The 24,995-nt window shown below is 36.1% G+C and carries 20 protein-coding genes and 1 pseudogene; 14 read left to right on the top strand and 7 right to left on the bottom strand.

Annotated features, from left to right (window positions below; translation table 11 throughout):
* Nucleotides 1–328 precede the first annotated feature (328 nt).
* A pseudogene (locus ACTTKP_RS04605) lies at nucleotides 329–520 on the bottom strand (transposase); the annotation flags it as partial.
* A 330-nt stretch (nucleotides 521–850) separates the two neighbouring features.
* On the opposite strand from ACTTKP_RS04605, the gene ACTTKP_RS04600 reads away from it, so the two are divergent.
* Nucleotides 851–1,075 carry an EAL domain-containing protein gene (locus ACTTKP_RS04600; RefSeq protein ID WP_442552738.1) on the top strand — a complete coding sequence of 75 codons (225 nt, stop codon included), beginning with the start codon at nucleotides 851–853 and terminating at the stop codon, nucleotides 1,073–1,075.
* Nucleotides 1,076–1,278: 203 nt separating this feature from the next.
* Here the strand turns inward: ACTTKP_RS04600 and bioA are convergent, their stop codons facing one another.
* The 5 genes from bioA to ACTTKP_RS04575 all read right to left on the bottom strand — a co-directional run bounded on the left by bioA (nucleotide 1,279) and on the right by ACTTKP_RS04575 (nucleotide 5,934).
* Nucleotides 1,279–2,478: an adenosylmethionine--8-amino-7-oxononanoate transaminase gene (bioA, locus tag ACTTKP_RS04595; protein WP_442552728.1), complete on the bottom strand. Its 1,200-nt coding sequence runs from the start codon at nucleotides 2,476–2,478 to the stop codon at nucleotides 1,279–1,281.
* Nucleotides 2,479–2,621: 143 nt separating this feature from the next.
* On the bottom strand, nucleotides 2,622–3,305 hold the full coding sequence (gene bioD / locus ACTTKP_RS04590) for a dethiobiotin synthase (protein ID WP_442552727.1): 684 nt from the start codon (nucleotides 3,303–3,305) through the stop codon (nucleotides 2,622–2,624).
* A gap of 24 nt (nucleotides 3,306–3,329) precedes the next feature.
* The gene (gene bioB / locus ACTTKP_RS04585) at nucleotides 3,330–4,325 is read right to left on the bottom strand and encodes a biotin synthase BioB (protein WP_442552726.1); all 996 of its coding nucleotides are present in this window, start codon (nucleotides 4,323–4,325) and stop codon (nucleotides 3,330–3,332) included.
* Between the two features lie 24 nt (nucleotides 4,326–4,349).
* Nucleotides 4,350–4,928 carry a biotin transporter BioY gene (locus tag ACTTKP_RS04580; RefSeq protein WP_442552725.1) on the bottom strand — a complete coding sequence of 193 codons (579 nt, stop codon included), beginning with the start codon at nucleotides 4,926–4,928 and terminating at the stop codon, nucleotides 4,350–4,352.
* 19 nt (nucleotides 4,929–4,947) lie between these two features.
* Nucleotides 4,948–5,934 carry a biotin--[acetyl-CoA-carboxylase] ligase gene (locus ACTTKP_RS04575; RefSeq protein ID WP_442552724.1) on the bottom strand — a complete coding sequence of 329 codons (987 nt, stop codon included), beginning with the start codon at nucleotides 5,932–5,934 and terminating at the stop codon, nucleotides 4,948–4,950.
* A gap of 89 nt (nucleotides 5,935–6,023) precedes the next feature.
* On the opposite strand from ACTTKP_RS04575, the gene ACTTKP_RS04570 reads away from it, so the two are divergent.
* The 13 genes from ACTTKP_RS04570 (at nucleotide 6,024) to ACTTKP_RS04510 (ending at nucleotide 23,898) form a co-directional block, all read left to right on the top strand.
* Nucleotides 6,024–6,254 (top strand): EAL domain-containing protein, encoded by a 231-nt coding sequence (locus tag ACTTKP_RS04570; protein ID WP_442552737.1) that lies wholly within the window; start codon nucleotides 6,024–6,026, stop codon nucleotides 6,252–6,254.
* 119 nt (nucleotides 6,255–6,373) lie between these two features.
* Nucleotides 6,374–6,805, top strand: coding sequence for a hypothetical protein (locus tag ACTTKP_RS04565; protein ID WP_442552723.1), 432 nt, complete (start codon nucleotides 6,374–6,376; stop codon nucleotides 6,803–6,805).
* Between the two features lie 219 nt (nucleotides 6,806–7,024).
* Nucleotides 7,025–7,825 (top strand): hypothetical protein, encoded by an 801-nt coding sequence (locus tag ACTTKP_RS04560; protein WP_442552722.1) that lies wholly within the window; start codon nucleotides 7,025–7,027, stop codon nucleotides 7,823–7,825.
* Between the two features lie 15 nt (nucleotides 7,826–7,840).
* Nucleotides 7,841–12,706: a S8 family serine peptidase gene (locus ACTTKP_RS04555; protein ID WP_442552721.1), complete on the top strand. Its 4,866-nt coding sequence runs from the start codon at nucleotides 7,841–7,843 to the stop codon at nucleotides 12,704–12,706.
* A gap of 163 nt (nucleotides 12,707–12,869) precedes the next feature.
* On the top strand, nucleotides 12,870–14,006 hold the full coding sequence (locus ACTTKP_RS04550) for a response regulator transcription factor (protein WP_442552720.1): 1,137 nt from the start codon (nucleotides 12,870–12,872) through the stop codon (nucleotides 14,004–14,006).
* Nucleotides 14,003–15,724, top strand: coding sequence for a sensor histidine kinase (locus ACTTKP_RS04545; RefSeq protein WP_442552719.1), 1,722 nt, complete (start codon nucleotides 14,003–14,005; stop codon nucleotides 15,722–15,724). The genes ACTTKP_RS04550 and ACTTKP_RS04545 overlap by 4 nt, the downstream gene beginning before the upstream one ends.
* Before the next feature lie 164 nt (nucleotides 15,725–15,888).
* The gene (locus tag ACTTKP_RS04540) at nucleotides 15,889–17,694 is read left to right on the top strand and encodes a hypothetical protein (RefSeq protein ID WP_442552718.1); all 1,806 of its coding nucleotides are present in this window, start codon (nucleotides 15,889–15,891) and stop codon (nucleotides 17,692–17,694) included.
* A gap of 57 nt (nucleotides 17,695–17,751) precedes the next feature.
* Nucleotides 17,752–18,669, top strand: coding sequence for an ABC transporter permease (locus ACTTKP_RS04535; RefSeq protein WP_442552717.1), 918 nt, complete (start codon nucleotides 17,752–17,754; stop codon nucleotides 18,667–18,669).
* A 13-nt stretch (nucleotides 18,670–18,682) separates the two neighbouring features.
* On the top strand, nucleotides 18,683–19,591 hold the full coding sequence (locus ACTTKP_RS04530) for a carbohydrate ABC transporter permease (protein WP_442552716.1): 909 nt from the start codon (nucleotides 18,683–18,685) through the stop codon (nucleotides 19,589–19,591).
* A gap of 21 nt (nucleotides 19,592–19,612) precedes the next feature.
* Complete coding sequence (locus tag ACTTKP_RS04525; RefSeq protein ID WP_442552715.1) at nucleotides 19,613–21,049, top strand: alpha-L-fucosidase; 1,437 nt, start codon at nucleotides 19,613–19,615, stop codon at nucleotides 21,047–21,049.
* A gap of 179 nt (nucleotides 21,050–21,228) precedes the next feature.
* Nucleotides 21,229–21,909 carry an energy-coupling factor transporter transmembrane component T gene (locus ACTTKP_RS04520; RefSeq protein ID WP_442552714.1) on the top strand — a complete coding sequence of 227 codons (681 nt, stop codon included), beginning with the start codon at nucleotides 21,229–21,231 and terminating at the stop codon, nucleotides 21,907–21,909.
* Nucleotides 21,897–23,321: an ABC transporter ATP-binding protein gene (locus ACTTKP_RS04515; RefSeq protein ID WP_442552713.1), complete on the top strand. Its 1,425-nt coding sequence runs from the start codon at nucleotides 21,897–21,899 to the stop codon at nucleotides 23,319–23,321. The genes ACTTKP_RS04520 and ACTTKP_RS04515 overlap by 13 nt, the downstream gene beginning before the upstream one ends.
* Nucleotides 23,305–23,898, top strand: a complete 594-nt coding sequence (locus ACTTKP_RS04510; RefSeq protein ID WP_442552712.1) for an MptD family putative ECF transporter S component — start codon at nucleotides 23,305–23,307, stop codon at nucleotides 23,896–23,898. Before ACTTKP_RS04515 ends, ACTTKP_RS04510 begins: the two co-directional genes overlap by 17 nt.
* A 105-nt stretch (nucleotides 23,899–24,003) precedes the next feature.
* Here the strand turns inward: ACTTKP_RS04510 and ACTTKP_RS04505 are convergent.
* The coding region (locus ACTTKP_RS04505) for a DAK2 domain-containing protein (RefSeq protein WP_442552711.1) at nucleotides 24,004–24,995 on the bottom strand (992 nt) is incomplete at its 5' end.

The following is a 24,995-nucleotide window of genomic DNA, read 5'->3' as shown; positions in this document are numbered from 1 at the left end:
GTAGATATTTTAGGCTGTGTTAGCAGTACGCCACCCTTGACGGCACAACAAGAACTGCTGGAAGGTCGTTACCGACGGCGAAGATGATGAGAACAGTTAGTACTTCTCCGTCGCTTACAGCAGTGTAGCAGTTCTTTTATGAGCCATCAAGGGCAAGCCGCTTGCGCGGTGGCTGTTTTCTTACCTCTGGCTCAGAATCTAAGAACAGTTAGAGCCTTTGGCCTGTTGCATTTTTAATATTCGTTGTTGCCCTAGGAATATTAGTAGTTGCCATTTACCAGGCATGTTAGAAGAACCTTGGAGTTTGTCTACAAGGAATAAGATCATTCCACTTCCAGTCCTGTTCGTAGGATATGATTCTAGGGAGTTCATCAACCTTAAATTTTTGGTACTTCGGAGAGTGAGAATCATCGAAAGCCCACTGCTTGAGTGGAATATATCTACAAATGAAATTAAAAAGTTGGCCAATTATTTTATATTGGTATTGAATGATTTGAAGTAAATAAAGTATAATGTTCATGAGCAATTAACTCCTTTTTGGTTATGTTGGTTTGGCGATTAACATTATACCTTAAAAAGGGGGGAATTGCTTTTTTATTTGCAAAACCCCTGAAAATAAAGATTTTATAAGAAAACAAAGGGTGTCTTTTGACACTACCAATAACTGTAGCGAAGAACAATATATGTGAAAATGAAGTGTGCGTACTTTCTGATAAAGATATACTTGATAGGCATTATTTAAATAAGTTAGAGTTAGAGCTTTGCAGGTGCGTGCATTCTCATCTATTTCTTTTTTAATCAGATACCACGCAAGTGTAGTAAAGATAGACAAAAGTTTAGTTAAGAAAGCATTAAATCAGAACAAAATAAGAAATTTTTAGAAGGCATAATGAGTGCTTGTAAGAATTTTGGATTGCTTATCTGTGTGGAAGGTGTAGAAATAGAGGAGGAATTAGCATTAGTTAGGGAATTAAGATGTGATTATGTTCAAGGCTTTTATTTTTTTAAGCCAATGGAACTGTACGATTTTAGTGATCTGTTAATGCATACTTATGCTAAAGATTTAAAGCTATAATACGCTTGATAAAATTAAAGGATTTTCCGAATGATACTTTTTACGAAAGACAACAATGAGGTTATAAAATTTATTTAATAGACTAACAAACACGTGGAGGTGAGTAGTGGTGGGGTGTATAGCGGCAACTTCGCATAATTGTATGTTATCATCTAAAGAAAATCTCTAAAGCAAAGGAAAAATCTTTGTTTTAGAGATTTTTGTTATTTTTTGAACCAGTCTTTCATTGTTTGAAATACCTTGACTAATTCTTCTTCTGTTATGATATATGGCACCATTGAATACATATATTTAAGGAATGGGCGAGAGAATACACCTTTTTTGTAGGCGAAGTCTTGGTAGCCTTGCAAATCTTTGGTATCAAACACTTCTATGCAGGTGCAGCCTCCCATTATCCTTATTTCTTTTATTCTTTCGTCCGTGAAGTCTTTTAGCTCTCTTTTTGAGATTTCTTCGATTTTTTTGATTTTTGATATATAGTCATTTTTTTCAAATAGCTCGATAGATTTAAGTGCGACTGTGCAAGCTAAAGCATTTGCCATAAAGGTCGGACCGTGCATCAGAGCACGGTCTTTGCTGTTGTCATAAAAGGCATCAAAGACTTTTTTGCTTGATACTGTTACTGCGTGACCTATATAGCCTGCTACGAGTGATTTACCAAGGACTATGATGTCCGGCTGAACTAAGTCTGCTACAAATCTGTTGCCTGTTCTTCCGAAGCCTGTTGCGACTTCGTCAAAGATTAGCAGCACTTTGTATTTGTCACAAAGCTGTCTTGCTCGCTTTAAAAATGATATGTCATACATTTGCATACCGCCTGCCCCTTGAAGTAGTGGCTCGACTATGAAGCAGTTTAGCTTTAGATGATATTTTTCAAAGGCTTTATCTAAAGCGTCTATGTCGGTTGGTATGTGAATGACATTTTGGCTTTTTCCATAGGCTTTTAGCACAAAATGGTAGTCTTCATCATCACCGACCTCCATTGCTTTGAAGGTGTCTCCATGGTAGGCTTTTTCAAGGGCTAATACCATTGTTCTTTCTTTTTGACCTTGGTTCATATAGTATTGAAGTGCCATTTTTAGAGCAACTTCTACTGCTACGCTACCGGAGTCTGAGAAGAAGCAATAGTCTAAGTCTCCCGGCAATATTTCTTTTAGTTTTTCGGCAAGCTTTTCTGCCGGTTCGTGTGTTAGTCCTCCTAACATTACGTGGGCAAATTTGTCAAGCTGGTTTCTGATAGCATCATTTATTTCTTGGTTGTTGTATCCGTGAATAGTGCTCCACCAAGAGGAAACGGAGTCTATCATTTTGTTATCTTCTGTGTATAGGTACACACCTTCTGCCTTTATGATTTTGTAGGGCTTTTTCATAGTTTTCATTTGTTCGTATGGATACCAAAGCATATCAATTATCCTCCAATTACTCACATTATTTTATATTGAATTTACTTTTTACTAAAACCTTATTATTTTTTTTAGCATAGTATAGATTAAGTGAAACAATATAAATTTTCTTATTTTTAAATTTTTATAATAATAGCTTATTTTTATTCGTATAGAGCTTTTAATTTTTCTATTGGGATATCTATATCGGTGTCGCCCTTTTTTACGAGGGCTATTACAGGTAGACTTGTGAGGTGTTTGCACATAAACAGGTTGTCTTGGTGCAAAATGTTGTCCTGCTCAAAGTTGTTGAAGATAATTCCGTTTATTTTAAAGCCCTCTTTTTGCATATAATAGGCTGTCAAGCCGACATAGTTGATGGTGCCAAGTCCTGCGTCTGCAACTATTATTGAGGGGAAGTTTCCTTGTTTTATGAAGTCTGTGAGTGATAGCTCACCTTCATCAAATTTAAGTGGGCATAAGATGCCACCTGAACCCTCTGCTGTTATGTAGTCGTAGTTTGTCAGTAAGCGGGTAAGATGCTGCATAACAACTTTGATATCAACAGGATTACCTTCTAATCTTGAAGCTAAATGTGGTGAGACTGCTGCTTCATAAACATAGGGACACATCGTTTGTAGGCTTTGGTCTATTTGTGAAATGTCTTTTACGAATTTTGCATCACCCGGTATAAGCTCTCCGTTTTTTGCTTTGATGTTACCACTCATTGCAGCTTTGTAGTAGGCTGCTTTTTCTTTGTTTTGATTAAGTTTTTTTAAGATTAAGGCTGAAACGTAGGTTTTGCCTACGTCTGTACCTGTACCCGTTATAAATAGCTTTTTTCCCATTTTATCCTCTTTTTTATATATTTTTTAATCTTTTTCGAAAAAACCTATTTCATAGTTTAGAGCTGTGAGCATTTGGATATCTTTTTTTACTGTGATGCCTACTGTTGTAAGCATATCGCCTGAAATGGCTGCGTTTGCTCCTGAACTGAAGCAAGCTTCGCCCTTGTCCTCAAGAAGTCCTCTGCCTCCTGCCAATCTTATCGAGGCGTCCGGCAATATAAATCTGTAGGTGGCTACGATCCTTTGCATATCTTCTTTTGTCAGTCTTTGGTTGTGTCCCAAAGGTGTGCCATTTATTGGATTTAGCATATTGATAGGCACGCTTTTTATGCCGAGCTCTTTTAGGCTAAATGCCATATCTATTCGGTCTTGTTTGGTTTCGCCAAGACCCATTATCCCTCCGCTACATACAGATAACCCTGCTGCTTTGGCTGCTTTGATTGATTTGATTTTGTCTTCAAAGGTGTGGGTGGTACAGATGTTTGGAAAGTTGTTTTTTGAGGTTTCTAAATTGTTATGCACTCTTGAAGCTCCTGCTTTTTTAATTTTTTTAAATTGTTCTTCGTCTAAAAGTCCGAAGGATACGCAAACTGATATGCCGACTTCGTCTTTTATTCTTTTTATGGCAATGCACATTTCGTCAACCTCTTTGTTTGAAAGTTTTTTGCCTGAGGTTACTATGGAATATCTAAGAACGCCTTGCTTGTGGTTTATTTTGGCTTGGCGTATGATTTCTTGTGCTGATAGGAGGGGATATTTTTGAATTTGTGTGCAGCTTTTCGCAGATTGGGCACAAAATTTACAGTTTTCGGAGCAGTTGCCGCTCTTTGCGTTTATTATAGTGCAAAGGTCGAATTTGTTTGAGCAAAATTTTTCTCTTATTCTGTTGGCATATTTTTGGAGCTGGTTTAAGTCTTGGTCGTAGATATACAAGGCTTCTTCTTTGGTGATTTCTTTTCGGTCAAGCACTTTTTTAGCTATGTCTTTGACATTTAAATTAGTTTTCATTTTTTTATCCATTTTTCTATCTTGTATATGGTGTTATTAGCCTTTTAAGCCTTTATAAAGATGGAAGTCTTTTTGCATAATAGGAATGAGTCTTTTGGCTAAATTTGCTGCTAAAAAGCACAAGGCTATGTCTCCGGGAACTGCTAAAAAGAAGCCATATAGAAGAACTGTCCAAGCACTGATGGCTCTACCAAGGTAGAGGTTGCTTATTAGGTAGAGGTAGACTGTTCCAAAAGCGTACACGATGGCAAGTCCGACAAAGTTTGCAACTAAAAGTCTTTTGTAGCTTGGAGCAGATTTTTTGTTTGCTATAAGCCCTGTGACGTAAGCACCTACTGCAAAACCGATAAGATATCCAAAGCTTGTGTTGAAGATATATCCTAACCCTCCACCTTCTGTAAATACAGGAAAGCCTATCAAACCCATCAGAACGTAAATGCTAACTGTGATGCCGCCTAATTTTGCTCCAAGTAGCAGACCGGCAAGCATAGTAAATAGCAGCTGTAAGGTGAATGGAACCACAGGCACCGGCACTTTGATAAAAGCACCTGCGGTTATTAGAGCAACGAATAGGGCACAATAGGTTAAGTTTTTAATGTTTTTAATGTTTTTCATATAATCTCTCTTTCGGATATTAAATTTTATTAAGTTTTAAGCTGATTTCTCCAGAAGAAAGAATCTCTTGCTTTCCGTCAAGGTATGTGACTTGCAAGTGGCAGTTGTTGTCTAAATTTCTCACGAAGGCTTGGAGTTTTTCTTTTCCTTTGATTACAAATATCTCCTTGCCTATGACAAAACATTTCTTTCTATATTTTTCAACATAGCTGTCAATATTTTCTGATTTATAGTATTTGAAAAATCTTTCCAAAAAACCTGCTATAAGTCTATTTTTTGAGTCCGCTTTAGATTTTTTGAAAATTGCTCCTGCAATATCTTTTATTTCTTTTGGAAATCCGTTTTGTGGCTCGTAGACATTGACTCCAAGACCTAAGATTATGTATTCTATATTTCGGCTTTCTAAGTCTAAAGAGATTTCTGTCAAAATCCCACACACTTTTTTGTGGTTAACAAATATGTCATTGACCCATTTTATGGCAGCTTTTTTATTTGAAACTTTTTCTATTGCTTCGCTCATAGCTAAGGCTGCAATGGTTGTGACTTTTGAAACTTTGTTTTTTTCTTCTTCGGTCGGTCTTAATAAAAGGCTCATATAGATACCTGTGTCTTTGGGAGAGAAAAAGCTTTTGCCGGCTCGCCCTCTACCTGCTGTTTGTTCGCCTGCAATGATTACTCTACCTTCCTTTGCTCCGTTGATTGCCTTTTCTTTGAAGAAGGAGTTGGTGGAGGTTACGCTTTGCAAAACGGTTAGCTCTAATTGGCTTTTGTTTGTTTCGCTTAGATATTTTTGTATGCCTTGATTAGAGATGATGTCGGTGTTTTTTGCAAGGCAGTAACCTTTGTTTGTTGCTGCACAAATATCATATCCTTCGCTCTGCAAGGCTTTGACTGCTTTCCATACAGATGTTCTTGAAACTGACAGTGCACTGCCTATGTCTTCACCGGAAAAATAGATTCCTCTATTTTCTTCAAGCAATTTCAATAAATTTTCTTTTGTTGCCATATATTCTCCTTTATACTCTAATAAAATAACACAAAAAGTGAATATTGTCAACCTAAAAATCAAATAAGGATAACAATTATTGGTGTTATATCATAATCACATTTGTCAACGCAAGTGTAGTAAAGATAGACAAGAGCTTAGTAAAAGAAAGCATTAAATCAGAACAAAATAAGAAATTCTTAGAAGGCATAATGAGTGCTTGTAAGAATTTTGGATTGCTTATCTGTGTGGAAGGTGTAGAAAGAGAGGAGGAATTAGCATTAGTTAGGGAATTAAGATGTGATTATGTTCAAGGCTTGGGCTGCCTTATATGGAAGTGAGCAGGGGAAGTCTTCCACTAACTGGTACACCATTAACCGCGGGTAGAAAGGCATTAAGGAAATTTATACTTGGTAACTAAATAGAAAATATCTGTTCAGCATACAACCTGGGCTTGTTTGTGGTACAAAAAAATAAAAAAACAATGATAAAAGAAAAAGGTAAGGAAATTTGCCAACGAGTACTTGACACAAATAATTTAGAATTGAAACTTGCAAATGATAGCGAGAGGGTAACAGCTGAAACAGATGACCTTGTAAGACAGACTATTGAAGCTGTAGAAGTCGGCTTAGGACTTTCATCCGGAATGGTGGATTCTATTATGGAAGTTGGTGAAAAGGCAGGCATGAGTGTAGGGATTATGGAAAGTGTAATTCAGGAAGTGGCAGTTCAGTCTGAAAGAATCAATAAAATTACAAAGGGTGTAAATAAGATTTCAGAGTCAGCTCAGAATAATGCTGCTACAGCTGAAGAAACAGCAGCATCCAGTGAAGAACAGAGTGCACAGTCAGATACCCTTACGGAGCTAGTAGGAAGATTTAGATTAAAATAAACAATTTATTATAATGAAGAGATAGAGTAATTAGGTTTAAGTTAAACCGGTTACTCTATTTTTTTGTTTAAATATTTAGTTTTACAATTGTAATCAGTATTTGGTACAGAAAGATTGTTTAAAAAAATTTTTGCAAATGGGTTGCAAATTTTAAAAATAGTGATATAATTGCGAATGGGTTGCAAATCATTAAATTGTTATGTAATGAAAGGTGAAATGATGAAGATTAAAAGAAGGCTATTATCTATACTTTGTGGGTTATTAATTATCAGTTTGGGTATATTGACTCCGGTCTATGCGGATGGAGAAAGTAATAATGCTAAAACGGAAACCACAGTCTTTAAGAAAAAGGCTGCAAAAGAAAAGAAGAAAGTAAAAAATAAGGAAAATAAGGAAAATAAGAAAAATAAGAAAAATAAGAAAAATAAGAAAACAAAGAATAAGAAAGTTAGAAAAATAAGGAATAAAAAAAAGAAGAATAATAAAAAAGACAAAAATAAGAAAAATAAAAATGAGAAAGATAATAAAAACATAGCGGATATGAATGAGGCGAAAAACAAAGAAACCAACCAAGATGAAAAGAATATTAATATAACAGAGAAACAAGAAACTGAAAAACTTCCTGCAACAGATGAATATAGACCTGAATTATATCAAAGTGTGGGTGAGGTGCCGGGTAGAAGTACAGGAGAATGGAGTTATTATCCTAATATAACAAGTGAAGAAAGACCATCAACGGACTATGTACTTTTATGTGAGCAGACAGACAAGAGAGGTAAACTTAAGTTTAAGGCAGGAGAGAGCATTGCTTTGCCGGAAAAGGGTCATGTCGGGCTTAAACTAACAGGAGAGAACACAGGAAAAGAGTTTGAAGTAGTGTGGACCGGTAGCTCTATGGAATTAGTAAAAAAAGGAGTTAAGGGAAGTTATACATTGACTGTTCAGGTAAAAGAAAATGTTGTGATTGGAGAAAAAGATTACGGCAGAGTAAAATTTGCAGTAGATATAATAGTAGAGTAAGTGAGGATGAGGTAAATGATTAAGAAGAGAAGATTGTTAGCAGCTATCTTAACTGCTGCGTTAAGCATATCAAGCCTTAGTTATAGAGAGAGTGTAAAAGCAGAAACTGTATTATCAGAAAATGTAGATGCTAATTTGAAAAATGAAGACTTTTCTAAGGAAGAAGATAAGAAGGTAAGGGTAATTGTACAGCTTGAAAAAGATTCCATAATAGATGCAGCGAATGAGAGAAATGTAGATTATTCAGCACTTAGTGAGAGCTTTATAGAGGAGAAGAAAAGAGAGCTTATATCAGAACAAAATGAAGTTGTTAAAGAAATAAAAAAAAGTGATATAGATGCAGACATATCAGAAATAAGAAATTATGATACCCTTTTAAATGGAATTGCTCTTAGTGTTAAAGCAAAGGATATAGATAAGCTTGATGAAGTAAGAGGAGTAAAAAATGTTTATATTTCTGAGGAATTTGAAAGACCTCTGCTTTCTAATTCAGATGAGATGACAGGCTCAGGTTTTGCAAATAACTTAGGATACAAGGGTGAAGGTACTGTAGTTGCAGTCATAGATTCGGGTATAGATTATAATCACAAGGCATTTAAGTTAGACGATGAAAAGACTGCTAAACTCTCTGAAACAGAGGTGAACAGGCTTATAGCAGAAAAGGGATTGAGTGGAAGGTATTATACAACTAAAATTCCTTATGGCTACAATTATTATGATTTTAATACAAATCTCTATGACAGCTATGGAGTGATGCATGGAATGCATGTATCGGGTATAGTGGGTGCAAATGATAATGAAAAAAATATTTACGGAGTAGCACCGAATGCACAGATACTTGCCCTAAAGGTATTCTCGGATGACTTACAATATCCTACTACTTTTACGGACATATGGCTAAAGGCTATGGACGATGCCATAGAACTCGGAGCTGATGTGGTAAATATGAGCCTTGGTTCTTCGGCGGGATTTTCGGTAGAGGGAGAGAAGTATCCTGAGATAGAAATGTTTGAAAAGGCAAGAAAAGCCGGAGTTGTGGTGGCTGTGGCAGCGGGCAATGACGGTAGTATAACTGATGGCAACACTTATGGAGTTAAGCCTCTTGCAGGTAATTACGATACGGCACTAATAGCAAACCCTGCCCTTGATGAGGGTTCATTTGCAGTAGCCTCTATGGATAATTTAAAAAGATATTCTAATTCAATAAGCTGGATGGAGAATGGGAAAGAAGTTATAGCTCAGGCAGATGTAACTCCCGGAAATAATGCTCCGACAGATAAAATTACCGGTTTATGGGTGGATGTTTCCGATGGTAAAGAAGATGATGTTTATACACAGGGTAAGATTAAAGGCAACTTGGCTGTAATGGAGCTGATTTCAGATGCGGCTAAGAAAAAATACTTTATAGCAAAGCTTAAGAAGGTGGCTGAGCTTGAGCCGAAGGCAATAGTTTTTTATAATCCTGAATCAGATCCTGAGAGGATGGGTGGAAGGATAAGTCTTGGAGAGGATGCAGGCGATATAACTGTAGCAAGGATTAAAAGAAGTACTTATAATGCTTTAAAAGAAGCAAGTATGAAGAGTATGAGGTTTGAGTTTAATATTAATATGGAAGAAATACCTTTTAATCATCCGACAGCAGGCAGATTATCTTACTTTTCTTCTTGGGGGCCTACTCCGGATCTTAGGATAAAGCCTGAAATTACTGCACCCGGAGGAGGTATTTATTCTACAGCAGAAGATGATAAGTATCAGAATATGTCGGGCACTTCTATGGCATCACCGCAGGTTGCGGGAGCGAGTGCTGTAATAAAACAGTATTTAAAAAGCAAAAATATTCAGATAGGGAATACGGCAGATTTTATAAAACTTTTACTTATGAATACGGCAAAGCCTGTAGAATATCAAAATGGTACTCCATATTTTGTGAGACAGCAGGGAAGTGGAGCATTAGATCTTAAAAATGCACTTAATACTACTGTAGTAGTGAGGGCTGAAGGTACAAATGATAATAATGCGGATGGAAAACTTGAAATAAAAGAAGTAGCAGAAGCAAAATTTAAGGCAAAACTTACTCTTGAAAACTTTGGAGATGTAGAGAAGACATATACAATTCACACAAAGACTGTATATGACCCTACCATAAATGGATATAAGACTGAAAAACCTGTACTGGTGGGAAATGGGCAGAGTTTTGAAGGGAATGAAGTTACAGTAGCTGCCAATTCTACAAAAGAGATAGATCTTGACTTTGATTACACTAAAGATTATGAGATTGAAAAAAATAATTATATTGAGGGCTTTATAGAGCTTAAAAATAAAAATGAGGCTGAGAACACTCTTAGTATTCCTTTTCTTGGTTTTTATGGAGACTGGGAAAGCGGAAAGGCGATAGATGCTTTTAGTGTAAAGGAAGTCGGTGAGGAAAAAAGAGGAGTACAGTTTTATGTAAATAAAGAAGCAGATTCTGCTTCATCTATGTTTATGACAAGTGCTACACTAAGACTCCCTATTGTAGATGATACACTGTATTTTTCGCCATCCGGCACCTACCATAGAGATGTGGCAGTAAGACTTGCACCGCTTAGAAATATGGAAGAAATTGAGTATTCCATTTTAGACGGTGATACAGGAAAAGTGCTGAGGAACATAGGTAAATCTCTAAAAGTTAGAAAACTGAACAACTTAAGAAGAAACAGAAGTTTTAATATAATGCCTGATTCGTGGTGGGATGGAAGAATAGATGGCAAGATTGCCTCAGAAAATGTAAACTATGTATATCAAATAAAAGCAAAGTTAAATAGCGGCAATGCAGGGGGAGGAAATACAGAACAGATTTATAAATACCCTATTAGAGTAGATAATACAGCACCTCTCGTAAGCGATAATATAGAAGTAAAAAGTGTAGAGGGAAAAACAAGGCTTAAGCAAGTTAAATTTACGGTAAAAGATACAGGAAGCGGTATAGAGCAGATTTACCTTAATTCTATGAAATTTGCCGAATCAGAAAATAAGAATAAGGGGAATGGATCTGCCTTGCCACCGGGAATAAGTCTTGATCCGCCTCGTAAGAAAAAGCCGTTAGCAGTAGAAGATGAAACTAAATCGGATTCTAGAACAAAACCTCAGATAAATGGGCTTAGTGAGGAAGATTTAAAGCTTGGGAAGCCTAAGTTTGGCAAATATCTGATGTTTCATTTTGTAGATGAAGAAGAAAAAGACGGTAAAGTACTCCCTAAGATAGAAAATGGGAAACTTATCATAACTGAGGACATGATTCCCGGCAATCCTACAGACAGTGCCAGAATATATGTAAACAGGAATGGATACAGAGAAGGGGAAATAGAAGTAAATACCTATTATCTTGCGGATGCCTCACATATTTATATTACAGTTAAGGATTATCTCAGTAATCAGAACAGTACAAGTGTGAGAACCGGAGAAGATAAGAGCTATGTGTCGGTAGGATTCTTAAACTTTGATAATTCGATGAAGGATAAAAAGGTGGCAACTTATGCTGACGGAAAACTGATGACAGAGCCTGCTTATAATACCTTAAATGATAAAGTTGATTTCAAACTTGTTATGCCTGATGATAGTTATCATATAAGTATGCTTTATATAAGAGAAGGAAGTTCTATAAAATATCTTATTAGAGATGATGTAGTACAGCCTGAGATGAGGGAAGAGTTTAATTATTCTTATGACAGACCTAATAGAAGTCTTAATTTTACAATTAACAACTTGAAAACCGGTAGAGAGATTGTTACAGGTTTTAAGGAAGGGGCTATGCCTGAAGAAGTTGAGAGTAAAAATATAAAGGTGAGCTTTGATAAGGTCGGATTAGAAAAGTTTAGTAAAATGCAGTTAGATGGAAAAGATGTAGCTCTTGGGGAAGATAAAACTGTATATATAAAAAGCGGTAAATTAAAATTAAATATGATTTTTACTGATGAAGGTAAGAAGGCAGCTGTGACCGGAGTTATTCTTCATAAAAAGAATGGTGAAAAAATTATACTTGAGAAAAAAGCATATTTCGACCTTTTAGGTGGGGCAGAGGGGTATGATTATCCTAATAACCGTTATGCCTTAAATATATATGCTACGCTGGATGATGATACGGAACTTGAAGTTATCTATGAAGGAAGCACAACAGACAGGTTGAGCAGACCTTATGGAAATGATCTTGTTGATGACGGATATAATGGAACAAATAATACTAAAACCAAATATCCTGTAGTATTTTTAGAAAGTCCTGCACTCTTGGCGGTAATTCCTTCAAATAATGATAGGACGGTAAATATTGAGGGCTTCATAGGCAATGTGAAGAAGGATGATAAGGTTAAGACTATTGAGGTAAAGCTGGTAGATGAAAAAGGAAAAGCTATAAGCGATACAATAACTTTAAGCGGAAAAGACATAACTGCTATGGAAAAGAAGTATGCTTATGGCGGTGCTTCGCCTTATAGAGGCATAGGCTATACATTTTCAGCTGCTCTTCCTGTATCTGAGTTCTGTGTGAACATAAGGGTTGAGGCAGTTACAGAGAAGGGAGAGAAGGCAAGTATAGTAAGAAGAGCCTTCTACGACCTTAAAGACCCTGTGCTAACTTATGAAGTGATGAAAAGAGAACTTGACTCAGACAGCGTGACAATAAAGGTACATTCTGAGGATGATTCACTAAGGTTAAAACTGTATAATGGAGATTCTCTTATTGATATAGCTGATAAGACGCATAAGACCATGGCAGAGGGGGGAGTTGTACTAGATAAAGAAATAAAAATTCCTCTTAACTTGGGGCAGAATAAGATAAATATAAGGGCTGTAGATTTGACGAACTTTAAGGCGGAGAAAGAAATATATATTTATAGGACTAAATAATAAGGTTTATATTAGCTTAATATACACAATTAAATATCAAATCAAAGAAAACGGTATGTCTAATGAGGATGTACCGTTTCTTTATTCTTTGCAAAATGTTTAGATTATAGTATAATTTATTAAGATGAAGTGAGACAAAATTGGTTTGATGGGGGAGAAGGGTATGTATAAAGTTTTGTTTGCAGAAGATGAACTTTTAGTACGCATAGGACTTCAAAATGCTATCTCTTGGAGTGATTATTCGATGGAACTTGCAGGACAGGCAGATGATGGAGGAGAGGCATTTGAACTTTTTAAAAAGATAAAACCTGATGTGGTTATCACAGATATTAGAATGGATGTTATGGATGGTTATACTCTTATCAGGAATATAAGGGAAATAGATAAAGAATGTGCAATTATTGTGATTTCCTGCATAGATGATTTTGAGCTTATAAGAAAGCTTGTGCCTTTAAAGATAAATGGTTATGTATTAAAAGCAACTATAAACATGGAAGAGATAGATAAACTGCTTAGAGAAACAAAAGAATACCTCATAGGGATAGGAAGAAGCGGTGATGACAAGCCTGAAAAGGGGAAATTTTTAGAAAAAGGTCTGAAAAAATATTTGATGGGAGAGGGAAGTGAGCCTATCTGGAATGAGAATGAAAAAATGAAATTTCTTTGTAAATTTTCATTAAAAGAAGAAGATAGGGAAAAGATTAATAATGAGGCAGTAAAATTTATATATGAGCTTATTACTCACCAGTTTAAAGAAGGCGTTACCATACTGTTTGAGAAATTTGTTAACTTTTATACATTTCTTCCCAATGATAATGAAAATCTTGAAAAGAGAACAGGAAGGGTAAATGAACTGGTGGAAAGTTTTCTCGGTATAAAGCTTGGCTATACTCATAGTGTAAGACAAAATAAGGAAAAGCTTGCAGATTGGTTTATACGGCATGAAAGAGCCGGGGAAGATGTGAATAACTCATCAAATTGGGATAATTCGATTAAAACAGCTATAGCATATATTAATGAAAATCATGGTGAGCAGCTCAGTCTGTCAAGGGTGGCAAATGTAGCGGGTATATCACCGGCATATTTTTCAGCATTATTTAAAAAAGAGATAGGAAAAAATTATGTAGAATATTTAAATGAAGTAAGGTTGAAGGCAGTATTAAAAGAATTTAATGTAAGTGATGCAAAGATTTCATTCATTGCCGAAAAGCATGGATTCCCAAATCAGGAATATTTTTCACGATATTTTAAAAAGGTAATGGGAGTTTCTCCTGCAAAGTGGAGGAGGAAAAACAGTTGAATGGCAAAAATCCACAGAAAAAGGTAAATTGGAGAATAAAGGCTCTGCTATCCATACTTATATCTATTATAGTTATAGTTATTCTGCTTTTTAGTATAACATATCTCTATTTTGAAAATAAATTTGAAAATAATACTAAAAAGATTGCGGAGTCTACATTCAAGCAGGCAGATAAAGAACTTAAAAAAATGTTAAGTATAGTAGAGGGTGAAGTAAATAGATATGGGAGTCTAAGGCTGCCTTTTGAATACTTAAAAGATGAATATAAAAATGAGATAAGCAAAAAAATAGTATCTGTACAGATAATTAAGGATTTCGATGAGATGATGTCCTTAAATTCAAATATATACGCAGTTTCTTTAGTAAAAGGGGATGGTAGATTTCTTCTGTCTACCACAGACAAAAGAAGTAGAAGTGGAGAAATTGATATTAATGGCAGACTTAGTGAGGTTTTTAAAAAGGCTGCAGAAAGTTATCCGTATACTATATGGGTATCAAATTTTGAACTGGAAGGCTATGAAGGTAAGGATTTCAGTCCGGTAACAGACAGGCCTTCTTTTTTAGAAGTTAAGTTTTTAAATAATGGTTATAACAAAGAACAGGATACTTATCTTATAGCAAGTGTAGATGAAAAATCTATAAGAAAAACCTATGAGTCTGTAGTTTATAATGGAAGTGTCGCTCTCCTTGTAAATAATGACGGAATAGTTATATCAGAAACAGGAAAGGACAGGCTCGGAAAACAGTTTGAAATTAAAGATAATTTTCAGACCATAAAACATGAACTTAAAAATTTCAACTGGAAATTATACAATCTGATTCCAAAAGAAGCATATTTAAAAGAGACGAATGATATAAAAGAATTTGGCTTAGTTGTAGGAGCGGTAAGCTGTATTTTAATACTTATAGCGGGGATAATCTGGAGCAGGAGATATACTCGACCTATTCAGTATCATATGGATCAGATGAAGCTTGTGCAAGGAGAAAACTTTGATATTAAAAAACCTGAGCCCCAGGGTTGGGAAGAGCTTGATGAGTTAAATACAGAATTTTATCTGATGGCTAGGAAATTAAAGCAATACATATCAGAAATAAAGATAGTTGAAAGGGAAAAAACTAAGAAAGAACTTTTAGCTCTGCAATATCAGATGAATCCTCATTTTTTGCTTGGTTCTATAAATTCTATAAGGTGGATGGCCGCTATGACCAATAACAAGGTAACTGCCAATGCACTTGAAATCCTTGCCAAGATTTTAACACCAATTCTTAGAAATCCGGATTTTTTATGGAAATTGGAAGATGAACTTATTTTCTGCGAGAACTATGTTTCTATGATGAATATACGTTATGGCAATACAATGGAATATAAAGTCTTCTGTGATAATGCATTGCTGGCAGAAGATTTTCCAAGAATGATATTACAGCCAATGATAGAGAACTGTTTCATATATGGGAGTGATCCTCTTGAAAAAAGAGTAATAACAGTAAATATTAGAAAAGAAGATGTAATGAAGGTATCTATAAGTAACAGCGGAGTAAACATGGATAAAGCAAAACTTGCCGCTCTGAACGAGATGTTGAAAAACAATAGTGGTAACTCTGAACATATAGGACTTTCTAATGCAAAAAAGAGACTTAATATTTTATACAAAGATACCGGAGATATCTGGCTTGAACAAGACAGTGAAGGTACTTTGACAGTACAAATAAGATTCTGAAAATAAGTCAAATCACAGTAAAAAAAGACAAAAAAATCATGGTATAGAATAATAAAATGTAAGAAAATACAATGATTTATAAAAATAAAACAACATATCCTTGTAAAAAATGCTTATAATAAAACCATAAGCTATAAATAAAATAGTGAAAGTGAGGAGAACTTATGAAAGGTAAAAAGGTTTTATCATTATTATGTGCAGTAACTATGGCAGCAACACTGTTTTCCGGCTGTGGCGGCACAAAGACAGATTCAAAGAAATCAGGTTCTGCTGCAAATACAGCATCTAAGACAAGTACATCTGCAGCAAAAACATCAAGTACGGATTCTAATACAGGAGTGCCGGATACTTCACAACATATTGACATAACTATTGGAGGACTTAACCTTAAGGATTCTGAGGAGACAAATTGGCCTACTGATACTGTTGCTTTAATTGAGAAAAAGTTTAACTGCTCCATTAAGTTCAAGGGATATCAGAAAGACAGCTTAAACCTTGACTTATCAGGTGAAAATACTACAGATATTGTTCAGATTAACGAAGATAATATTGACGGTGTATTAAGAGGAAAGCACGCCGTAAATCTTGAAGATTACAAGGCTATTGCTCCTAATATCTTCACAGATGTACTCAGCTTTAGAAACAATGTAATGAAGAACTTCAAGAGTGATGATGCAAAGGGGCAGTATTTTGTAACACCTCATGTCACAACAGATAATGTTAAAGAGACCTTTGGAGCTATCCTTCCTTTTGGTTATGCTGTGAGATGGGATTTATATAAGGAAATAGGGACTCCGGCAATTACAAATGATGATGAGTACATAGCAGCATTAAAGAAAATGAAGGAAAAATATCCTAAGACAGAGTCAGGTGATGAGACTTATGCATACTCAATCTATAATGATGCTAAGTTACACGCTTACTTCCACAAGGGTTGCCTTTCAGAGGGATATGTTAACCTTGAGGGAGGACTTTATGTACAGAATGTAAAGACAAACGAACTTGTTTCAGATATTTATGATGTAGATGAAGGTGGTAAGGTTACTCCTTTCTGGGCAGGTGTCAAATTCTATAACAAGCTTTACAGAGAAGGACTCCTTGATCCTGATGCATTTATAACAAAGGGTGAGGATATTCAGGAGAAATATAGCAAGGGACAGTATCTTGGAGGACAGAATAACTGGCATTTTGGTGAATACAACAGCAATGAGAGAAAGAAGGATGCTAATACATTAAAAGAGTTCGTTTTACTTCCTTCGTATATGGGTTGGGCGAATGAGCCTAATAATGCAGGATGGAGTGGAAAGTACTATTTTGTTTCTTCACATTCACCTAATGTAGAGAGAGCTGTTATGGTACTTGATTATTTACAGAGTGCTGAAGTTTCCAGAGAGACCTGTTCAGGTACTGGAGAGAGATGGGAAGTTAAGGATGGTAAGGCTGTACTTAAAGATGATACTAAGACAATTAAGACAGATGGTGCAAGAACTGACGAGCTTAAGAAGTCAGGTATCGGTGAGAAGAATATGTACAACAGTATCGGATATGAAGATAATGCTGTGTTAGCAGATGGTGGAATGGTTAACCTCTTTTTAGCAGATGATATCCTTGTAGATACACTCACAGCAGCTGAAAAGGATATGTGTGAAACTCTTAATGTTACACTTCCGTCAGACCTTCTTAAGAATGGAATTGCTGCAGGAAAGAACATTGATATGAGAGATACAAAGTCTGCTATAAGAATGGTACTTCAGGCAGCTCCTAAAGATATTAACCGTATAGATGGAAATGTTGAAGAAATCACTGTTAAAGCACTTCCAAGTCTTGTAATGGCGAAGACTGATGCTGAATTTGATGCAGCTAAGGCAAAACTTATGGAAGACTTAAAGGCAGCCAATGTTGAAAAGTCAGTAAATTGGTGGAAAGAAAATTGGAATACAGCAGTTTCTAACCTTGACAGCATGAAATAAAAATATTACGGCACGTCTTAAAACACGTGCCGTTTGCATATGAAACGGAGGGTTTGAATGTCAAAAACTAAAGCTTTAACTATGACAAAACCAAGAAAAGATTATAAACTTTTATATTATGCCCTTCCATTTATGATAATAGTATTGTTATTTAACTATGTACCTATATTTGGCTGGATATATGCCTTCTTTGACTATATACCGGGGGTTAAATTAAAAGACAGCGAGTTCGTAGGACTTGAGTATTTTAAGTTGATATTTACAGATGCAAATGTGTGGAGGGCATTAACAAATACATTCGTATTCGCTATGCTTGGTATATTATTTTCTCCACTGCCTATGCTTTTTGCGATACTCTTAAATGAAGTTAAAAACGGTCCTGTAAGAAAGATTGTACAGACTTTTACTACTCTTCCGAACTTTATAAGCTGGGTAATTATTTTCTCTTTGGCATTTACTCTATTTTCTTCAGATGGACTTATTACCACAATGCTCTTAAAGATTGGAATAGGAACAGAAGGACAAAATCTTTTGGGAGATGGAAATGCGGTATATATTTTCCAGTCGCTCTTAGGACTTTGGAAGGGCTTGGGCTGGAGTTCAATTATATATCTTGCTGCCATTGCAGGAATAGACCAGGAGCAGTATGAGGCTGCAAGAGTTGACGGAGCAGGGTATTTCAGATGTGCAATCCATATTACCATGCCTGCTATGATAGGAACCTTTGTTGTTCTCTTCATCTTAAATATCGGTAATTTCTTAAATACAGGATATGAACAGTATTTGCTTTTTAAGAACTCAATGACAGCCGATAATATAGAGGTTCTTGACCTTTATGCCTATAGAATAGGGCTTGAAAATATGGATTATTCCTATGGTGTGGCTATAAGTATTATCAAATCCGTAGTTAGTGTGATTTTAGTGACCTTTGCTAATCTTGTGGCTAAAAAAGCACGTGGCAGTGCGGTAGTATAGAGAGGAGATATGTATGAATAATCATATTAAAAGTTCTGCTTCAAGACGTGTATTTCAAGTATTTAATTATATATTTCTGCTTTTTATTACATTTATTTGTATCTATCCGTTTTGGTATGTTATAATTTACACACTTTCAGATCCTTCAAAGGTAGGTGAGATTCCTCCTGTGCTTATACCATCGGGATTTTCTTTGGAAAATTATAAGCAGATACTTACTCTGGACGGATTTTTGCCTTCTATAGGTATTTCATTTGCAAGAACCGTAGCCGGAACTATTCTCAGTGTGGGAAGCTGCTCATTCTTAGGCTATCTTTTCTCAAAAGAAAATATGCCGTATAGAAAATTTCTTTACCGTTTCCTTATACTTACCATGTATATAAGCGGCGGCATGATAGCAACCTATATTGTTATTAAAAGCTATGGATTACTAAATACCTTCTGGGTATATATTATACCCGGTATGGTATCGGCCTATAATGTAGTTCTTATAAAGACCTATGTTGAGTCACTGCCAGCCTCTCTTGAGGAATCAGCAAAGCTTGATGGTGCGGGAGTTGTTACTATTTTCACAAAGATAATCTTTCCGCTCTCAAAGCCTATAATTGCAACAGTTGCAGTCTTTGTGGCTGTTGGACAGTGGAATTCATGGTTTGATAACCATATTTATACCCGTGGGGTAGATGAACTTAAAACTCTGCAATATCTTCTTTATAATTACTTAAACGAGGCACAGAGAATAGCGGAACAGCTTAGAAATGCTACGTCAAGTATTGATGCGGGAGCGATGATACAGCAAATATCCTCAAAAGGAATAAGAATGTCAATTACAGTACTTGCAGCCCTGCCTATATTTTTATTTTATCCTTTTATGCAGAAATATTTTGTAAAAGGAATAATGGTTGGTGCGGTTAAAGGCTGATAGATTAGAATGGAGAAAAGAATGAGTTACGCATATGAAGAACTTGATAAAAGACTTGTAAGCATAGTGCCTTCTAAGAGGCAGGTAGAATACCAGGAAGGAGAATTCTACGGATTTATTCATTTTACTGTCAATACCTATACAAATCGTGAGTGGGGGCTTGGTGATGAGCCACCTGAAATCTTTAATCCATATAATTTAGATGTGGAAAGCTGGGCGAAGGCAGTGGTAAGTGCAGGAATGAAAGGGCTAATTCTCACATGTAAGCACCATGATGGTTTCTGTCTTTGGCCTTCTAAATATACAGAGCATAGTGTCAAAAATTCTCCTTATAAAGACGGTAAAGGAGATATAGTAAAAGAATTGTCGGAAACTTGTAAAAAGTATGGACTTAAATTTGGGGTCTATCTTTCACCTTGGGATATGAACAGTGCCGTCTACGGTATGGGTAAGGAATACGATGATTATTATATCAATCAGATGACAGAACTTCTGACAAATTATGGAGACATTTATACATTTTGGATGGATGGAGCCTGTGGCGAAGGTCCTAATGGCAAGAAACAGGTGTATGACTGGGAGAGGTATTATGCCAAAGTAAGGGAATTACAGCCTGAAGCAGTGCTTTCAATAAGCGGACCGGATGTACGCTGGTGCGGCAATGAAGCAGGAATAGTCAGAAAAAGTGAATGGAGTGTAGTCTCAAAGGCTATGACTTCGCCTGCATTAACGGCTGAACTAAGCCAGCAGGAAGACAGTGAAGAGTTTAGAAAAAGAGCCATAGATCCGACCAAGGAAGAACTTGGAAGCAGAGAAGTCTTAAAAAATGAGCCTGAACTTGCCTGGTTCCCTGCGGAAACAGACCTTTCCATACGTCCGGGCTGGTTCTATCATACTGAAGAAGATGATAAGGTAAGAAGTCTTGAAAACCTAAAGGATATTTATTTAAAATCCGTAGGCGGCAATACAGCATTACTTCTTAATATATGTCCAATGAAGGATGGATGCCTTCATGAAAATGATGTTAAAAGGCTTGCAGAATTAGGTGACTTTATCAGAGAAAGTTTTAAGGAGAATTTGGCTGATAAGGCGGAAATTATCTCTTTGCCTGAAAAAGGAGACAGAGGAGAGGATATAACCGGCATACGAACTGACAGCTATGAAACTTACTTTAAGCCAGAGGACGGACATAGGGAGCTAAGTATAAATCTTACATGGAAAGAAGGAGTAAAGGCATCTTACCTTGTATTAAAAGAGAATATTTTATTAAGCCAAAGAGTAGAAAAGTTCAAGGTTTATGAGGATGTGAAGGGAGAAGGGATGGTCGAGGTCTATGACGGAACTGTAATAGGCTATAAGAGAATTGTAAAACTAAGCGGTAAGGAAATAACAGGCTTAAAAATAGAGATAACAGATGCGAGAGTAGCACCTGCTATTTCATTTGTGGGAGTACATTAGAAAGTAGGTTTGTGATACTGTATATTAGCTGATATTTTATGAATAATTTCGGTTATGTGATAAAAAACGAGGGAAATTCAGAAAATTCCCTCGTTTTTTGCTTGACTAAATGCAGATATAGGAGTAGACTAAGCGAGTTAGTCGAAACTAATTTAAAAGATAAATCGTTAGAGGAAATTATGAGAATAAAAGCTATAAAAATAAATCCGACCTTGGTTTTATTTTTCAATCTATTGATACCTACACTGTTTATGTTTATGGCGGCATATCCACTTAATTATATACTTATGGCATTTGCCTCCCTAGTGCTTGTCATCAGCGGAAAGTTAAAAAGAACCTTGATTTTAATTTCTATATATGGATTATTGTGGGGAGGGAACATATTTTTTTCAACTGTACTGAGTGTAGGTAGTCTTGCTATATTTTGTGTATTAATGATGCAATTTATGCCCTGTTTTATGATGGCAACAATCCTTTTTAGAGACTATACCACTGCTGAACTTCTATCCGCACTTGAAAGGCTTCCACTCCCCAGAAATCTTGTGGTTGCAGTTATAATAACCCTGCGCTATGTACCAACTTTTAAGAGAGAATTTGGCTATATAAAGGAGTCTATGAGACTTAGAGGGATAGCATTTACTTGGAAAAAGCCAATAGAAAGTTTTAGGTATTTTATAGTACCGCAGTTATTTAGATGTACAGCTCTGGCAGAAGAGGTAACTTCAGCAGGACTTGTAAAGGGAATAGATGCGAATATAAAAAGAACTTCTTATTATGAGCAGAGGTTTAATAAGAGTGATGGATGTTTAGCATTGTTACTCATAATTGGAATTGTATGGGCAGGGTTATGGAAGATATGATAAAAGCGGATAAGCTGAAATTTTACTATGAGCAGTCAAAAGATGGAATAGAGGATATAAATTTTAATATTAGAGCAGGAGAGGTTATTTTACTTGCAGGCGATAGCGGAAGCGGTAAGTCCACACTGCTAAAATGCCTTAATGGACTTATACCTGAAACCGTAGAGGGGAGTCTTGAGGGCAGTCTTTATTTTGAAGATAAAAAATATGCTGAACTTAAAATGTTTGAGCTGAATAAGCATATTGGTTCAGTGTTTCAAAATCCGAGAAGTCAGTTTTTTACCACAAATTCTACTGCAGAACTGGTGTTTCCTATGGAAAACTACGGATATTCAAAAAAAGAGATGGATGAAAGATTGACGGCTTTGACTGAAAAATTTAGCCTACATCCTCTTCTTAACAGAAATATTTTTGAAATTTCAAGCGGAGAAAGACAGCTCCTTGCACTTGCCTCTGCTATGGCACTGAATCAAAAGGCAGTAATTTTTGATGAGCCGTCTGCCAATCTTGATTATGGCAATGCTATGAGGCTTGGTAAAATTATAGCAGAGATGAAAAAGTCAGGCATTACGGTAATAGTTGCAGACCACAGGTTTTATTATCTGAGTGGGCTCATAGACAGGGTATTTCTTATTGAAGACGGAAGAATAAAACAGTTTGACAGTGAGGAAGAGTTTAAGGAAAGTCCATACGATACCAGAAGTTTTGCCCTTTTTGATTTAGAATTACCTTTACCTTACAAAAAAACAAATGTAGAAAAGATTGCAAGTCTAAAAAATGTAGTCTATAAAGATATTTTGACAGGTGTAAGTCTTGAACTAAACAAGGGTGAAGTAACTGTGTTAGTAGGCAATAACGGTGTAGGAAAGACTACTTTGGCTAAACTCTTGTGCAGGACATTAAAGCCTGATAATGGAGAGATAAACTGTAAGGAACTTCCGTTTTATATAATGCAGGATCCTGATTTTCAGCTTTTTGGAACATCTGTATACAACGAGCTTGCCCTTGTAAATAACAGTAAAGAAAAGATAGAAGAAACACTCAGTTATTTAGGCTTGTATTCTTACAAAGATAAGCATCCATTTGATTTAAGTGGAGGTCAAAAACAAAGGCTTCAGATAGGAATGGCTATGCTCTGTAATAAGCCGCTGATAATCTTTGATGAGCCTACCAGCGGACTGGATATAGTTTCTATGAAGAAGGTGGCAAAGGAGATAGTAAGACTTAAGAAAGATGCGGCAGTGCTGGTTATTTCCCATGACTATGAATTTATCAGAAATGTGGCAAATAGAATAGTTTATCTTAAAAGTGGTAATGTACATGAGGATTTTGAACTTACGGACAATACCTTATGTAAATTAAATAATATTTTTAACAATATGGAGGTAGAAAAAGATGAAGAACAGTTTTAAAATGAAAGATGTGGTGACGATTGCCTTGCTGACAGCACTTTATATGGTGTTTTATATGATAGTAATGGTAGTAATTACTCCGCTCGGACCTTTCGGTCATGCTATAAGCCCGGGATTATGTGCTGTAATTACAGGTTCTGTACTGATATTTATGTCAAGAAAAGTAGGGAAGATGTGGCAGTTCACATTTATGACAGCTATTCTTATGGCGTTATTCTGGATTATGGGAGGAGGTTATATCCCTTGGGTAGCAAGTTCTATGGTAATGGCTGTAATTGCAGACTTTATAGCTTCAAGAGACGGCAAGACAGTTAAAATATGGAAACTGGCTGTGGCTTCAGGTATTATGCATGTAGGTCAGGCTTGGGGTGCTATTATTCCATCCTGGTTTTTCTTAGAGCAGTATAAGGCAGCCTGGGTAGGAAGGGCAGGAATGACAGAAGAGAGTATGAACGCACAGATACAGTATACTCAGGGGCTTATGGGAGTATTGTCTACCGCTATAACCTTTGTTCTAGCTTTCGTGGGAGTTTACTTAGGCTATGTAATACTTAAGAAGCATCTTAAGGAAGCTTAAAATAAAAGAATTGAAAAATCCCCTACAAAGATTTACCTTGCAGGGGATTTTTTATATATTTAATAGGAAATTTTTTCCAAATTTCCTATTAAATAAAACTCACAATTATTCAACAGAAAGCAAATAATAATATACAGGCTGACCACCGAATTGTAATTCTACATCTAAATCTGAATAAGCTTCAGAAATCTTTTTGGCAAGAGCATCAGCATCAGCTTCTCCAACATCAGCACCGTAGTAAAGACTTATAATGCCCGCATCATCATCTACGAGGGACTCAAGCATTTCAAGAACTGCTCTGTCAACTGAATCACAAACAGAGATTATACCTTCATCTCCTATACCCATTATATTGCCCTGGCTGATGGTCTTTCCATCAATTACCGTATCTCGTACGGCATAAGTTACTTCGCCTGATTTGGTACACTCCATTCCTTCGGTCATTTTTGTGATATTGCTTTCTGTATCACCGTCATGGATGTAGTTGATAATGGCTGAAATGCCCTGTGGCACTGTCTTGCTTGGAATAACAATTATATTTTTGTCTTCTGTAAGCTCTTTCGCCTGATTCGCAGCAAGAATAATATTCTTGTTATTAGGCAGGATGAACACATTATCGGCATTTACCTTATCTATGGCATTTAGGATGTCATCGGTACTTGGATTCATGGTCTGTCCGCCTTCGATAACATAGTCAACTCCCAGTCCCTTAAAGATTTCACTAAGTCCTTCTCCCGCTGATACTGCTATGAAGCCGTCTGTTTTTCTTGGTTCATTAGAAAGCTTAGAGGCATTTTCTTCTGCGGTTTTTTGCTCTTTGGCTTTTTGAGTTGCATTTTCAATCACTCTTTCGTGATGTTCTTCACGCATATTATCTATCTTCATACTTGTAAGCTGACCGTAAGTAAGGGCTTTTTGTATGGCGAGTCCCGGATCATTAGTATGGACATGAACTTTTACCACTTCATCATCAGCCACCACTACTATACAGTCACCCAGTCCTTCAAGATAATGCTTAAAGTCGGCTTCATCTTTCTCGGTAAATTCTTTTTCAGACATTATTATAAATTCAGTGCAATAGCCAAATTTGATATCAG

The sequence above is a fragment of the Catonella sp. genome (assembly GCF_052169795.1).
Lineage (GTDB): Bacteria > Bacillota > Clostridia > Lachnospirales > Lachnospiraceae > Catonella.
This window is presented reverse-complemented; position numbering and strand designations above follow the sequence as displayed.